Source organism: Pseudoalteromonas sp. Z9A4, assembly GCF_011378845.1.
GTDB classification, from domain to species: domain Bacteria; phylum Pseudomonadota; class Gammaproteobacteria; order Enterobacterales; family Alteromonadaceae; genus Pseudoalteromonas; species Pseudoalteromonas arctica.
In genome coordinates this window covers 1-14,500 of record NZ_WTLA01000030.1, presented here as the reverse complement: position 1 = coordinate 14,500, position 14,500 = coordinate 1, and the positions used below count along the sequence as shown (strand labels likewise).

Genomic DNA, 14,500 nt, shown 5'->3' with positions numbered 1-14,500 from the left:
CAGTAAGAGGTTAAGTTTTAGTGTAATTAAACGAATAATATGCATCTTGTTTTCTTGTGTGTGTGTTCAGTGAAGCCTATTTTTAACATTACAAAGCGATGGAAGCAAGCATAAAAATTCCACAAAACAGATTTAAAAACGATTCAATTGGGTTTTTTAATTCAAACAAGGTACCTATAAGGAATTAAAATAACAAATACGTAACCAGCGACGCTTAAATTAATAAGCACTGCAATATACCGTGCTTATATTAACTTTTTGCAATTTTTTTAAGCTATGCTTCTTTATTCGTTTCTCTTACGTAATGCCCGGCTCCACGAGTAATATAACGCAGTTGCCAAATAACGCGCTCAATCAATTCGTCGCGTTGCAACCCTTCTATATCGAGCGCCTCTGCACCCGCATTAAATACGAGCGTTACCATAGATTCAGCCTGAATATAGGCATGCATAGCATTACATTTAGTTTCACTTTCTAAATAATGAGCCAGCTCTAAAATAAAATGTTTTACCTCGCGGGCTACAGCGGCTCTAAATGCTTTAGAAGTCCCAGAGCGTTCTCGCAGCAACAACCTAAATTGGTTACTTGAGTTATCAATAAACTCCATAAAAGTAACCACTGAGGTATTTATAACACTGCCGCCATCGTTTGCTATTCGTCTGCGTGCTTGACGCATTAGTTGACGAAGGGTTAAACCGGCTTCGTCTACCATGGTTAAACCTAGCTCATCCATGTCTTTAAAATGACGATAAAAAGAAGTTGGGGCAATACCAGCTTCTCGTGCTACTTCGCGTAAACTTAAATTCGAAAAACTATGATCAGCACTCAGCTGATTAAATGCCGCTTGAATTAACGCCTGTCGTGTTTTTTGTTTCTGTTGCGCTCTAACACCCGACATCAACAGCTCCCTGAATTATTTTATATGAATATTTAGTGATATTAGCTCAATTGTCCAGTCTAATACTTGACGACGAGAGTTTGAAATACTATTTTAGCTTACAGTTGTACGCTGAGATTGAGAATTATGAATAAACCACCGATTATTTGGACAAACGTCCTATTTTTTAGCCTAACCTTTTTGGCGGCTGCCACACTTGTACCTTGGTACGCCATTAGCTACGGATTTACCAGCGCGCATTGGATTGCTTTTGTTGGCTGCATGTTTTATGCAGGCTTATCAATTACTGCCGGCTACCATCGATTATGGGCACATAAAACCTATAACGCACACCCTGCTGTTGAATTTATTTTTGCGCTTGGCGGTGCTTTTGCACTACAAAACAGTGCTTTGCATTGGAGTAGCGATCACCGTATACATCACGGTCAAGTTGACGACCCAATAAAAGACCCTTACGCGGCTACCAATGGTTTTTGGTATAGCCATATCGGCTGGATGTTACGTGACTACCAAGGCGATAGCTACAACGACTATAGTAATTGTCGTGATTTACAACGAAATAAAGTCGTTATGTGGCAACATAAGCACTACTTAAAACTAGCTGTTGCTATGAACGTAGGTTTGCCTCTTGCACTTGGTTTATTGGTTGGTGATGTGTGGGGTATGTTAATTCTTGCAGGTTTACTACGCTTAGTACTAAGCCAACACTTTACCTTTTTTATAAATTCGGTTGCACATATTTGGGGCTCTCGCCCATACACCGAAAAAAATACGGCACGCGATAACGGCTTTTTAGCGTTATTTACATACGGTGAGGGGTATCACAACTTCCACCATATTTTTGCAAGCGACTACCGTAACGGTATTAAATGGTTTCATTACGATCCAACAAAATGGATGATCCGCTCTTTAGCCGCTGTTGGTTTAGCTAATAAATTGAAGCGTACACCTGTTGAACGTATCGAAAAAGCAAAGGCCGAAACGCTAATGAGCAAAACGCAAACGCGTCTTGCAAAATTGCCTTTAGCACAAGATAAGATTACATTATTACAACAAGAGTACGATTTACTGCTGAAAAAACTGCAAAATTATTGTTCACTACAAAAACAAGTGTTAGAAGTTAAAAAAAATAACATGGCAAAGCAGTGTGAACGCTCAGCATTAATGGCACAATACCATGAGTTGGAAGCCGCCTGGGAAAATCAAAAACAGGCATGGCTAGCACTTAATGCGAGGTTATTAAAAGCCTCTTTTAATTAATTTAGGAGTGGCTGTGGCCAAACAACCAGAACAAAAAAAAGTACCCGTGACATACCAATATGATGCAATAATTATTGGCACGGGTCCTGGCGGTGAAGGTACCGCCATGAACCTTTCAAAAAATGACAAAAAAGTAGCGGTTATTGAACGCCAAGAATCAGTTGGTGGCGGTTGTGTGCACTGGGGAACAATTCCTTCAAAAGCGCTTCGCCACTCTGTTAGCCGCTATATTGAATACAAAGCAAATCCGTTATTTAATGTTGGTGAGCGCCCTAGCCGCTTAACATTTCCTGATATTTTACGTCACGCAAGTTCTGTTATTTCTAAGCAATCTAATTTACGTAGCAGCTTTTACGATCGTAACCGCATTCATATGTTTCAAGGTGATGCGAGCTTTGTAGATAAGCACACAATTGAAGTAAAAAGAAATGATGGTTCAACTGAGCGACTGACTGCTAAAACAATTGTTATAGCAACCGGTTCACGCCCTTATCGCCCACCTGAAGTCGATTTTACGCATTCTCGTATTTATGAGAGCGACACTATTTTAGGTCTTAAACACGACCCTCATCGCGTACTTATATACGGCGCTGGTGTAATTGGTTGTGAGTACGCTTCTATATTTAAAGGTTTAGGCGCTAAAGTTGATTTAGTTAATACACGTGACCGCTTGCTTGCTTTTATGGATGCTGAAATATCTGACGCGCTTAGCTATCACTTTTGGAACAGCGGTATTGTTATTCGTCATAACGAAGAGTTTGACCGAATAGAGACCCGTGACGACTGCGTTATTATGCATTTAAAATCAGGCAAACGCGTAAAAGCTGACTGTATTTTATTTGCTAATGGCCGTACTGGTAACACTGATACATTAAACCTTGAAGCCATTGGTTTAAAAGCCGATAGCCGTGGCCAATTAAAAGTTAACGAAACATATCAAACAGAAATTGATAACGTTTACGCTGTAGGTGATGTAATTGGCTATCCAAGCCTTGCAAGTGCTGCGTTTGACCAAGGTCGCATAGCTGCTGATGCAATTGCATGTGGTAACTGCGATGACAGACTGATTGTTGATATTCCGGCTGGTATTTATACCATTCCAGAAATGAGCTCAGTAGGTAAAACAGAGCAAGAACTTACAGCCGCTAAAGTACCGTATGAAGTTGGCCGTGCTCAGTTTAAGCATTTGGCACGTGCGCAAATTGCTGGTACTGAAGTAGGTAGTTTAAAAATATTATTCCACACTGAAACCAAAGAAGTACTTGGCGTACATTGTTTTGGCGAGCGTGCATCTGAAATTGTTCACATTGGCCAAGCTATTATGGAACAAAAAAATGGTGGCAATAATATCGACTACTTTGTAAATACCACATTTAACTACCCAACCATGGCTGAAGCCTACCGTGTTGCGGCATTAAATGGTTTAAATCGCTTATTTAAATAACGGCTTAATTAAGAAGTTTTAAAAGCCTTTATAAATAGGTAACAAAAAACCCGCAACTTAGCGGGTTTTTTACTTTTAAACAGTTTTAAAGTTTATTTAAGTAGCTATTACTTATGGTACTTAGCACTTAGCTCATGTACTGCATTAATGAATACACCAGCATTTTCAGGGTCTACATCTGGCGTAATACCGTGGCCTAAGTTAAACACGTGGCCATTGCCTGTACCGAAGTCTTCTAAAATAGTGCCTACTTCTTGGCGAATACGCTCTGGTGTACCGTGTAACATAGATGGGTCCATATTACCTTGTAGAGCTACTTTATCACCCACACGGCGCTTAGCGTCGCTAATATTAATAGTCCAATCAAGACCAATTGCATCACAACCAGTTGCTGCAATAGCTTCAATCCATTGACCACCATTTTTAGTGAACAAAGTAACCGGTACTTTACGACCATCGTATTCACGAATTAAGCCATCTACAATTTTATGCATATATTGCAGTGAAAATTCGTTGTAATCGCGCGGGCTTAATACACCACCCCACGAGTCAAATACCATTAGCGATTGCGCGCCAGCTTTAATTTGAGCATTTAAGTAATCGATAACTGAATCAGCTAACTTATCGAGTAATAAATGAAGTGTTTGCGGCTCTGCAAACGCCATTTTTTTGATTTTACCAAATACTTTGCTGCTACCACCTTCAACCATATAAGTTGCGAGGGTCCACGGTGAACCAGAGAAACCAATGAGTGGTACTTCACCTTTAAGTTCACGACGAATAGTGCTTACTGCGTTCATTACGTAGCCAAGCTCGTCTGTAGGGTCTAACTTTGGAATTTTTTTAACATCAGCAAGTGATGAAATAGGACGTTCAAACTTAGGGCCTTCGCCTGTTTCAAAGTAAAGACCTAAACCCATCGCATCTGGAATCGTTAAAATATCACTAAATAATATAGCGGCATCTAACGGGTAGCGACGTAATGGCTGCAGTGTTACTTCACATGCAAGCTCAGCATTACGGCACAGGCTCATAAAATCGCCCGCTTGTGCACGTGTAGCGCGATACTCTGGTAAATAGCGTCCTGCTTGGCGCATCATCCATACCGGAGTTACATCAACAGGTTGTTTTGCAAGTGCACGTAAATAACGGTCGTTTTTTAATTCGCTCATGGCGTAAATGATCCTAAGACTTGTATAAATTGTGCAAGATTGTACCACCATATTCTCCGACCCTCTATTGCTTAGGGACGAAAACAGCTTTACCTAGAGGCAGATCAATATAATGGAGTGCTTTAATCCATTTTGACTATAAAATAAGCAAAAAAGAATAACATTTAAAACTTTTTATTAATATGTTTGCAACATCACAAAAACCTTGTTATTGTTTGTCCCGCGTTAACAAAAACAATAATAAAAATCTTAAAACAATAAAAATAAATGTTTTAAAATAATAACAATAAAAATCATCTCATAAAAATAAGAAAGCTTGTTATAACAAGTCACTGAAAGAAATTAGACCACCGTAACTGGTGGTTTTTTCTTGCCTAAAATAAAATCTCTCGCCTTAGATTATATAAAAAGGTACACCCCTCAAAGTAGCTCAACTTTACTTGTTGATATACTCGCAAATTAAATATATCTTGATGTACATAAACTTATTATATTCTAATTGAAAGACCAACCCAGCTAGGAGAACAGTTATGCTGACGCGTGTAGAAAAAGCTCAACAAAAATGGGGTGGTAGCCACACAGTAATTGATAAATGGCTAAACGAACGCCAAGACCTTATTGTACTTTATTGCAAAATTGCAGGTTTTACGCCGTACGAAAAACAAGATCAAGCATTGCCAGAGCCAAAACTAATTGAATCATTTTGCCAACTTTTAATGGATTACCTATCTGCAGGCCATTTTGAAGTGTATGACGGTATAGCAAAAGCATGTGAAAAAAAGGGCTTACAGAGCCAAGAACTTGCAAACTCTATTTACCCGCGTATTTCTAGTACAACCGACATAGCGTTAGATTTTAATGATAAGTACGCTGAAGTAGACAAAGAAGACTTATTAAAGGGCTTTGATGATGACTTATCTATTATTGGTGAGGCATTAGAAGCACGCTTTGCACTTGAAGATGAGCTTATTGATAACTTGTTTTCTAATCACGCAAACTAATATGTTATTTACGTGTATTAAAAAAGGGACCTAAGGTCCCTTTTTGCATTTACACAATAAGCTTATTCTTGTGCTGATGTTTCTTCATTTTGAATTTCAAGTAATTCAACTTCAAATACAAGTGTTGAATTAGCTGGAATTTTACCTAAGTCACGGTCGCCGTAAGCAAGTTCTGAAGGAATAGTGAACTTGTACTTAGAACCCACTGACATAAGTTGTAAACCTTCAGTCCAACCAGCAATTACGCGGTTAAGAGGGAAAGTTGTAGGTTCGTTACGTGCATATGAGCTATCAAACTCAGTACCGTCTAATAAAGTACCTTTGTAGTGTACTTTAACTACATCAGTTGCCACTGGTTTTTCGCCTTCGCCTTCGCTAAGTACTTCGTACTGTAGGCCAGACTCAGTTACTGTAACGCCTTCTTTTTTAGCGTTGTCAGCTAGGTATTTAACACCCGCTTCTTTGCTTTTTTCAGACTCTACTTTTGCTTTTTCTTCTTGCTTAGTACGTACTGATGTATCTAATTCAGTTAATACTTCGCGAATTTTTTCTTCGTCAATTTTTGCATTACCAGCAAGTGCATCTTCAAAACCACGGATTAGAAGTGCTTGGTCTAGCTCAATACCAATTTCTGTTTTGTCTGCTAGGTCTTTATTTAAAAAGTTACCTACAGATGCACCAATACCGTATGCTTGTTGCTGTTCTACAGTGTCTAATTTAACTTCAACTTGTTCTTTTTTTGCTTCTTGATTACAAGCTGTAAGCGCTAAAACTGACGCTGCAATCAATGACAATCTAATCGTCTTTTTCATTTTAAATCTCCGACACACTTTGCAGTTGTCATTTTAATGTATTATTACTAGTTAAAGATTAACGGCCTACATGATAGGCTGCTTGTTTAATGACTAAATTCCACATTGTTAGCTAAACTAAAAACATATCCAGTGATTAGACAAACAACCTAGGCATTCAACGCGTCCTAGTCTAACCTCTCAGTCACTAAGAGTTAAGAGGAAATACTTGTAACATGTCGATATTTCGTACTTTTTTAATCGTATTAAGCTGTTTTTTAGCTATCGCTTGTACCGATAAAAAACAATATGCTGTAGCAAGCTACGAACATGCCGCGCAAGGTGCATTTTCATCGGCGCTGTCAACCGATGGTAAGTACAGCTTAATCTCCTCTATAAACCATGGGGTCGCCCTATGGGATAATCAACAGCAGGTACTAAAATACCAATGGTTTCAGCAGCAAGATCAGGACAGTTTGGTATACGCCGTTGCTATTGCTTTTGATAACAGCGTGGCTGTTACCGCCGAAAAAAACACGTTTGCTGTGTGGGATATAGCCACAGGCAAAAATAAAGGTTATTACAAAATACAAAAAGCCAGTATTCGCGATATTGCCATTAGCAATCAAGGCCGTAGTGTTTTATACGGCCGTAGCGACGGCGTTGTCGTATTTGTAAACCTAGAAACCGGACGTCGTATTGAGTTTTTAGGTCATCAAGATAAAGTTAATACCGTTGACCTGTCACCTAACGGGCATTACGCATTAAGTGGCTCTAACGATTATGTTGCTTACTTTTGGGACACACGTACAGGGCAAGTAATTCATCGTTTTAATCACCCAACGCGTGTTACCCAAGTAACGCTCGATCCACAAGGTCGCTATGCGTTTACGGCCGACAGTATGGCACAAGCAAATGTATGGAAGCTGACTACAGGTGATCTTGTGAGTAAACTGAAGTATATTGCGCGTCAGAAAATTTTTACTGCTGTGCGTTTTAACGAACAAGGCACTTTGCTTGCAACCGGCTCGCCAAATAAGCGCGTAGATTTGTGGCAAATACCAAGCGGTGAAAAAATTCAAACTTGGCAGGTTACCCCGCGCGAAGGCAGTAAGCCTAAATCGGCGGTGGTGCTAGATGTGACATTTACAGATAACGGTAAGTCGTTGTTAACCGAAAGCTCCAGCGGTATCGCAGAGCGATTTATTATACGAGAGAATAATGAACACAATTGAACATCGCTTAATGGAACTTGAAGCCAAAGTGGCTTTTCAAGACGAAACAATTGAAGTCTTGAATGATGAAATAAAAGTGCACCAGCAACTGTTAGCAAAAATGAAACGCCAAACTGAGCTGCTAGCAGAAAAAATTAAAGAGTCGCAGTCATCATCGTCTATGATGTCTGAAGCACCTGAGCCGCCTCCACCGCATTACTAAAACCGGTAAAAATTAGGCAATAAAAAACCGGGTTAGTCGCCCGGTTTAAATACACCAATTACTTGTTCAAATTGACGAGTAGACGCCTGAACAGCGTTATCGGGTTGCGCCATTTTATGACCACACTCAACACACTCTACTTTTTCAACATCATGTTCTCTGTATAGCATCATAGTATCCATGGCTTTGCAGTCAGGGCAAGATGCACCAGCAATAAATCGCTTCTTTTGTCTCACAACATTTTTCCTGTGGTTTGAACTGCCGCTATTTTATCGTATAACTTCACTTGTTGATACGCTTGATAAGAGCATTAAGTTCTATGTTATGATAGCGCCAACTTAACAAGGGCACAGCAAAGTAACGCATTCATGATCCAAATCTCAGAAATAGAACTACTTCGTGGCGGTAAAGCCTTATTAAAAAACGCATCAGCTACATTATTTCCAGAGCACAAAGTAGGCCTTGTTGGCGCTAATGGCTGCGGAAAATCAACGTTATTTGGTTTACTAAAATCAGAACTGCAACTAGATGCCGGTAACTGCAGCATTCCAAAAGATTGGTCTATTGCCTCTGTTAAGCAAGAGACACCTGCACTTGAAATAAGCGCGATTGATTATGTACTTCAAGGCCACCCAGAATACTACGCAATGCGCATAGCACTGCGTGAGGCCGAGCAAAACAACGATGGCGACACACAAGCCAAAGTACATATTCAGCTTGAAAACATTAAAGGCTACAGCATTGAATCAACCGCAGGTGAGCTATTACACGGCTTAGGCTTTGCCAATAACCTAATAGAAAACCCTGTAAGCTCGTTTTCGGGTGGTTGGCGTATGCGTTTAAACCTTGCCCAAGCATTAATACGCGACGCCGATTTACTATTACTCGATGAGCCAACAAACCACCTTGATTTAGATGCCGTTTATTGGCTTGAACGCTTTTTACGTGCTTATACCGGCACCCTTGTACTTATATCGCATGACCGTGAGTTTTTAGATGCGGTGGTTGACCAAATTTGGCATGTAGATAAGCAACTTATCAATGTGTACAAAGGTAACTACTCGCAGTTTGAGCGCCAAAAAGCAGAGCGTTTACTACAACAACAAGCAATGTTTGATAAGCAGCAAGATCAAATTGCACACTTAGAGCAATTTATAACGCGCTTTAAAGCAAAAGCCAGTAAAGCTAAACAAGCACAAAGCCGTGTAAAAGCGCTTGAACGCATGGAAAAACTAGCGCCAGCACATGCCGACTCGCCATTTAACTTTGAGTTTGCAGAGCCAAAAGCATTACCAAACCCACTAATGACAATAGATAAAGCCAAAGCGGGTTATGGTGACGTCACTATTTTAAATAATATAGAGCTAAACCTTGTACCAGGCAGCCGAATTGCTTTACTTGGTCGAAATGGCGCGGGTAAATCAACGTTAATTAAACTGCTTTCTGGTGATTTAGAGCCGCAAGCTGGCGAAGTTATTCAGCATCACGGATTAAATATTGGTTACTTTGCGCAGCATCAGCTTGAATCTCTTGATTTAAAAGCCAGTGCAATAACGCACATACAACGACTAGACCCAAAAGCCACTGAGCAATCACTACGTGACTTTTTAGGCGGCTTTGCCTTCATTGGCGATAAGGCACTTGAGCCTGTAGCCCCATTTTCGGGCGGCGAAAAAGCACGTTTAGTACTTGCCATGTTGGTATATCAAAAACCAAATTTATTACTACTCGATGAGCCAACTAACCACCTTGATTTAGAAATGCGCCATGCACTTGTTATGGCACTGCAAGGTTTTGAAGGCGCTATGGTTACCGTATCGCATGATCGCCACATGCTTAAAAATACCGCCGATGAGTTTTACCTTGTAGATGACGGCAAAGTGACCCAGTTTGGCTACGACCTAGATGCATATTACCAATGGCTACTTAATGCGAATAAAGAAGCGGTTAAAGCGCAGCAAAACGACGAGCCTAAAGCAAACCCAGGTGTTAATCGTAAAGAGCAAAAGCGCTTAGAGGCTGAGTTTAGAAAAGCCATCCAGCCACTTAAAAAGCAAATTGAAAAGCTTGAAAAGCAACTCGATAAATTTACCGCCGAATTAAGTGAAGTTGAAGTGACCTTAGGTGATAACGAACTCTACAACGACGACAACAAAGCCAAGCTTAAAGAGTTATTAGCCAAGCAAGCAACCCTTACGCCTAAGCTTAACGACGTTGAAGAAGAGCTACTTATGGCACTTGAAGAAATGGAAGAAAAAGAGCAGGCATTCGCCGATGAACTTGCTCAATAGCGACCATTTTTGGCAGTTTGCGTGCACCTTGTACGCAAAGCCTGATCAACAAACAACCTTGCTGGCACTACAAAACCAGCAAGGAAAAAACGTTAATTTATGCTTATTGCTACTTTATTTAGACTCATTAAATTTAAGTATTAATACCCAACAGCTAAATGAGTTAACGCAAGTAGTTAGTGAATTTGATACTTATGCATTACAGCCTCTGCGCGCTGCTCTTAGCTATTTAAAAGCTAATCAGAATACGATAAGTGATTACGCCACAATACGCGCAGAGTTACTAAGCGCTGAGCTAAAGCTTGAAAAGCAACAGCAACATATGTTGATTGAAGCAGTAAATGAGTTTGAATTAATCCAGCATGCAGAACCAAACAATATTGAGCTGTATATGAAAGCCACTTAGGCTGCGACTTTTTATACCCTCCTCTACTGCTCATTCTCTTTTCTTTGTGCAAAAAACCTTTAAGTAAATAATTCACAAAGAGGTTAAGAGGCGCTTCGCTTTTAGAGGAAAACAAACTAGATTACTTAGATAAAAATATAAATATTGAGCGGCTGTTTAGCTCAGCATTTTATTACCCTGCCCCCATTTGCTTCTCTTTTTTTCTCTTCGTGCAAAAAATCTTTAAGTGGTTTACTCAAAAAAGTTAAAAGCGCTACGCTTTAGGGGAAGTGAAAAAACATGGATTACAATCAGCTCACTATTTCAAGCGAAAAACTCTCTTAGCTCTCAGTGGTATAACTTAGTAGCCTTTAAAGCATGATCTAAATCAACTTAGCTTCACCCCTATATCTGCTTATGTAAATAACTTGATCTCGATCACGTTGCGACCTGCAAACACCGCCTATGATTAATCCATCAACAACGAGGGGAACAACTCATGAACGTATTCTTTAGAGACTTTTTTACAGATCCAGTTTTATTTATGTCTTTTGGGTTTTTAACCATCGTTGTTTCTTTGTGTATCTTTTTTGCTTTTTTCTTTTTGAAAAAAATACATGATGCAGAAATCCCCGAACAAAATTAAGCACGACGCACTAAAGCGCCTTATTAGTTTACTAGTTAGGCGCTTTTTATTTTCTGAAGCGAAAAATTTGGTACACTAGCTTTTCGTTTAATACAAAGTGCGTAGTACAAACATGATCTCTCAGTTCAAACCAGCATGGTGGATGACCAATCGTCACGTTCAAACCATAATGCCGCGTTTTTTCCGCCCATTTCACCACACTCGCTACGAACTTGAGCAACTTGATACACCTGATGGTGACTTTATTGAGCTCGCATGGTCACTTCCACATAACGAAACCGCTCCACTTGCCGTTGTTTTACATGGCCTTGAAGGCAATATAAATAGCTTTTATGCCAAAGGCATGATGAAGGCGTTAAAAAAGCAAGGTTATGCAGTTGTGCTTATGCACTTTAGAAATTGCTCAACTGAAGTCAATCGCCTGCCACGTGCTTATCACAGCGGTGACACCGCCGATTTAGCCTTTTTTATAAATCACTTAAAGCTGCAATTTCCTGAGCGCACTATGGTCGCTGTAGGTTTTTCGTTAGGCGGTAACGTACTGGCCAAATACTTAGGTGAACAATCACAAGCATGCCCACTAAGTGCTGCAGCGGTGGTATCTGCTCCTTATGATTTGTCGTCATCAAGCGATGTTATTCGTAAAAGCTTAGGTAAAATTTACCAAAAATATCTGCTCGATCGCATGAAAAAATCAATGCAGCGAAAGCTGCCACAAATTAAGCAGCAAATTTCATTAACGCCAAAACAGTTAATGAAAATTGACGATTTATTAGAGTTTGATAATCAATTAACAGCCCCCCTGCATGGTTTTGAAAACGCACACGATTACTATCGCAAAGCCAGTGCAATGCCGTACTTAAAAGATATCGCTATACCTACACTTATTATTCATGCCAAAGACGACCCAATGCTCTCAATTAAGGCCGTACCAAGTAGGCAAGACGTAAGTGAGCATGTTACGCTGCGCATCTCTGACAAAGGCGGACACGTTGGTTTTATTAGCGGTAAAAATCCGTTTAAGCCTATATTTTGGTTAGAGAAAGCCGTGCCATGCTATTTTGGGCAACATGTTTTAGGCAACGCAAACAAAGAGCAATTATGATTATCCCTTTTGAACAACTCGATAAAGATACACTATATAACCTAATAGAAAGCTATGTACTGCGCGAAGGCACCGATTATGGCGAAGTAGAAGCAAGCATCGAATCTAAAGTTAACCAAGTTAAGCTACAGCTTAAAAATGGCGAAGCAATGGTGTTTTTCTCTGAATTACATGAGTCAGTTACTATTATTTCTAAGGGCGAATTTAAAGCGCTGCAAAGTGAAGAGCATCAAGCAGAGGCGTTTGATTAAGGTGTAGTACTTGTAACTTTTGAATTGAACGTACACAATGGCTTTTTACCCAAAGAGCCAAAACATGATAAAACTCAGCACTCTAGTGGTAGCCATATCACTAGCTTTAACTAGCCAAGCCCAAGCAGAACAAACAATAACAGCATCTGACAAGGCAATTAAACTCGCTAAAGACACCATTTTAATTGATACCCATATCGACGTACCTTATCGAATTCACGAAAATTGGGTTGATGTAACTAAAGCAACAACTGATGGCGATTTTGACTACCCTCGCGCTGTAAAAGGCGGTTTAAACGCACCGTTTATGTCAATTTATATTCCTGCGCATTTGGAATTTGAAGGTAAAGGAAAAAGCTACCAGCTAGCCAATCAAATGATTGATAGTATGGAAGCCATAGCCCAGCGCGCACCCGATAAGTTTGCTATTGCTAGCTCAAGCACTGATATAGAAGAGCAATTTAAACAAGGCAAGCTTTCTATAGCGATGGGTATGGAAAACGGCTCTCCAATCGAAGGGGACATGAAAAACCTTCAGCACTTTTACGACCGTGGTATTCGCTACATCACGCTAGCGCACTCGCAAAGCAACCATATTTCGGATTCATCTTACGATATACGCCGTAAATGGAAAGGCTTAAGCCCATTTGGTAAAAAGCTTGTCACTGAAATGAATAATATTGGTATGCTAATCGATGTATCGCATATTTCTGATGATGCGTTTTATCAGGTTATGGATCTATCTAAAACACCCGTAATTGCCTCACATTCATCACTTCGTAAATACACGCCTGGCTTTGAGCGTAATATGAATGACGATATGCTATTGGCACTTAAAGAAAATGGCGGCGTTATTCAAATTAACTTTGGTTCAAGCTTTGTTACCGCTAAAGCAGGCAGTTGGGGCAAGCAGTTAAAAAACACAAAAGAGTCCGTTAAAAAAGACGGCACTAAATTAAGCAAAGATTTTGATGCTGCATACCGTGCTAAAAACCCATACCCATTTGCAAGCCTTGAGCAAGTACTTGACCATATTGATCACGTAGTTGAGCTAATTGGTATTGATTATGTAGGTATTGGCTCTGATTATGATGGAGTTGGCGATTCATTACCTATCGGTTTAAAAGATGTATCTAGCTATCCTAATCTTGTTCAAGGTTTAATGGACAGAGATTACAGCGACAAAGATATTAAAAAGATTCTTAGCGGTAATTTATTAAGAGTTTTAAAACAAGCGCAAGAGTATGCTAAAAAGCATTAAAGCTTTTATCATATATTAGTAATTGGCTAAAAGACCAAGAGCTAACTCAATATAAGCGCGGCCTAGCCGTGCTTTTTATTGGTACTAATTTTATTAAAAGCATGATCATTTTAACGTATTAAATAGCCCATTAATTGCGTAGTTATTTTCAGCAACCTTTTTCCTCGGGTTTCGTAAAACTCAACCCAAGCTACGGCAATAAAGCTATACCTAGGAGCAAATCACTTTTCTTCAGGCATTAAAAAAGGCCACCTGAGTGACCTTTTTCTAACAATTAACTTTAACGTTAATTATTACGCTTTGAACGTTGCTACAAAGCACCTACGCCTAAGGTAAGAGCACCACCTTCATATGACACTTTTCTTCAGGCATTAAAAAAGGCCACCTGAGTGACCTTTTTCTAACAATTAACTTTAACGTTAATTGTTACGCTACGATAGTTGCTACAACACCAGCACCTACAGTACGGCCACCTTCACGGATAGCAAAACGAAGACCTTCATCCATCGCGATTGGTGCGATTAGAGTTACTGTCATCTTGATGTTATCACCAGGCAT

14 protein-coding genes and 1 pseudogene are annotated in these 14,500 nt (G+C 39.8%); 10 read left to right on the top strand and 5 right to left on the bottom strand.

Going from position 1 to position 14,500, the window contains the following annotated elements; translation table 11 throughout:
• Positions 1-274: 274 nt before the first annotated feature.
• The gene (gene fabR, locus GQR54_RS16950) at positions 275-898 is read right to left on the bottom strand and encodes an HTH-type transcriptional repressor FabR (protein ID WP_010555448.1); all 624 of its coding nucleotides are present in this window, start codon (positions 896-898) and stop codon (positions 275-277) included.
• Between the two features lie 126 nt (positions 899-1,024).
• On the opposite strand from fabR, the gene GQR54_RS16945 reads away from it, so the two are divergent.
• Entirely contained in the window at positions 1,025-2,158 is a 1,134-nt protein-coding gene (locus GQR54_RS16945) for a fatty acid desaturase (protein ID WP_165729571.1), read from the top strand.
• A 13-nt stretch (positions 2,159-2,171) separates the two neighbouring features.
• Positions 2,172-3,602, top strand: a complete 1,431-nt coding sequence (sthA, locus tag GQR54_RS16940) for a Si-specific NAD(P)(+) transhydrogenase (protein WP_033040546.1) — start codon at positions 2,172-2,174, stop codon at positions 3,600-3,602.
• A 107-nt stretch (positions 3,603-3,709) separates the two neighbouring features.
• Here the strand turns inward: sthA and hemE are convergent, their stop codons facing one another.
• Positions 3,710-4,774 carry a uroporphyrinogen decarboxylase gene (gene hemE / locus GQR54_RS16935; RefSeq protein WP_002961084.1) on the bottom strand — a complete coding sequence of 355 codons (1,065 nt, stop codon included), beginning with the start codon at positions 4,772-4,774 and terminating at the stop codon, positions 3,710-3,712.
• A 530-nt stretch (positions 4,775-5,304) separates the two neighbouring features.
• Between hemE and rsd the strand changes: the two genes are divergently transcribed.
• On the top strand, positions 5,305-5,775 hold the full coding sequence (gene rsd, locus GQR54_RS16930) for a sigma D regulator (protein ID WP_166379165.1): 471 nt from the start codon (positions 5,305-5,307) through the stop codon (positions 5,773-5,775).
• A 62-nt stretch (positions 5,776-5,837) separates the two neighbouring features.
• Here rsd and fkpA read toward each other — a convergent pair whose 3' ends face one another.
• Positions 5,838-6,587, bottom strand: coding sequence for an FKBP-type peptidyl-prolyl cis-trans isomerase (gene fkpA / locus GQR54_RS16925; protein ID WP_166379163.1), 750 nt, complete (start codon positions 6,585-6,587; stop codon positions 5,838-5,840).
• A 215-nt stretch (positions 6,588-6,802) separates the two neighbouring features.
• On the opposite strand from fkpA, the gene GQR54_RS16920 reads away from it, so the two are divergent.
• Both GQR54_RS16920 and GQR54_RS16915 read left to right on the top strand, forming a co-directional pair.
• Positions 6,803-7,801: a hypothetical protein gene (locus GQR54_RS16920; RefSeq protein WP_166379161.1), complete on the top strand. Its 999-nt coding sequence runs from the start codon at positions 6,803-6,805 to the stop codon at positions 7,799-7,801.
• Complete coding sequence (locus GQR54_RS16915) at positions 7,788-8,003, top strand: SlyX family protein (RefSeq protein ID WP_007378900.1); 216 nt, start codon at positions 7,788-7,790, stop codon at positions 8,001-8,003. The genes GQR54_RS16920 and GQR54_RS16915 overlap by 14 nt, the downstream gene beginning before the upstream one ends.
• Positions 8,004-8,035: 32 nt before the next feature.
• On the opposite strand, the gene GQR54_RS16910 is transcribed toward GQR54_RS16915, so the two are convergent.
• Complete coding sequence (locus tag GQR54_RS16910) at positions 8,036-8,239, bottom strand: YheV family putative zinc ribbon protein (RefSeq protein ID WP_007378899.1); 204 nt, start codon at positions 8,237-8,239, stop codon at positions 8,036-8,038.
• Between the two features lie 132 nt (positions 8,240-8,371).
• Here GQR54_RS16910 and GQR54_RS16905 point away from each other — a divergent pair, with 132 nt between their 5' ends.
• The 5 genes from GQR54_RS16905 (at position 8,372) to GQR54_RS16885 (ending at position 13,942) form a co-directional block, all read left to right on the top strand.
• Positions 8,372-10,294: an ATP-binding cassette domain-containing protein gene (locus GQR54_RS16905; RefSeq protein ID WP_166379159.1), complete on the top strand. Its 1,923-nt coding sequence runs from the start codon at positions 8,372-8,374 to the stop codon at positions 10,292-10,294.
• Positions 10,278-10,700, top strand: coding sequence for a TIGR02444 family protein (locus GQR54_RS16900; RefSeq protein WP_166379157.1), 423 nt, complete (start codon positions 10,278-10,280; stop codon positions 10,698-10,700). The genes GQR54_RS16905 and GQR54_RS16900 overlap by 17 nt, the downstream gene beginning before the upstream one ends.
• Positions 10,701-11,437: 737 nt before the next feature.
• Positions 11,438-12,430, top strand: a complete 993-nt coding sequence (locus tag GQR54_RS16895; protein ID WP_007582255.1) for a hydrolase — start codon at positions 11,438-11,440, stop codon at positions 12,428-12,430.
• Positions 12,427-12,681: a YheU family protein gene (locus tag GQR54_RS16890; protein WP_007582257.1), complete on the top strand. Its 255-nt coding sequence runs from the start codon at positions 12,427-12,429 to the stop codon at positions 12,679-12,681. Before GQR54_RS16895 ends, GQR54_RS16890 begins: the two co-directional genes overlap by 4 nt.
• A gap of 64 nt (positions 12,682-12,745) precedes the next feature.
• Positions 12,746-13,942, top strand: coding sequence for a dipeptidase (locus GQR54_RS16885; protein WP_166379155.1), 1,197 nt, complete (start codon positions 12,746-12,748; stop codon positions 13,940-13,942).
• A 426-nt stretch (positions 13,943-14,368) separates the two neighbouring features.
• Here GQR54_RS16885 and GQR54_RS16880 read toward each other — a convergent pair.
• Positions 14,369-14,500 (bottom strand): annotated as a pseudogene (locus GQR54_RS16880) (elongation factor Tu); the annotation flags it as partial.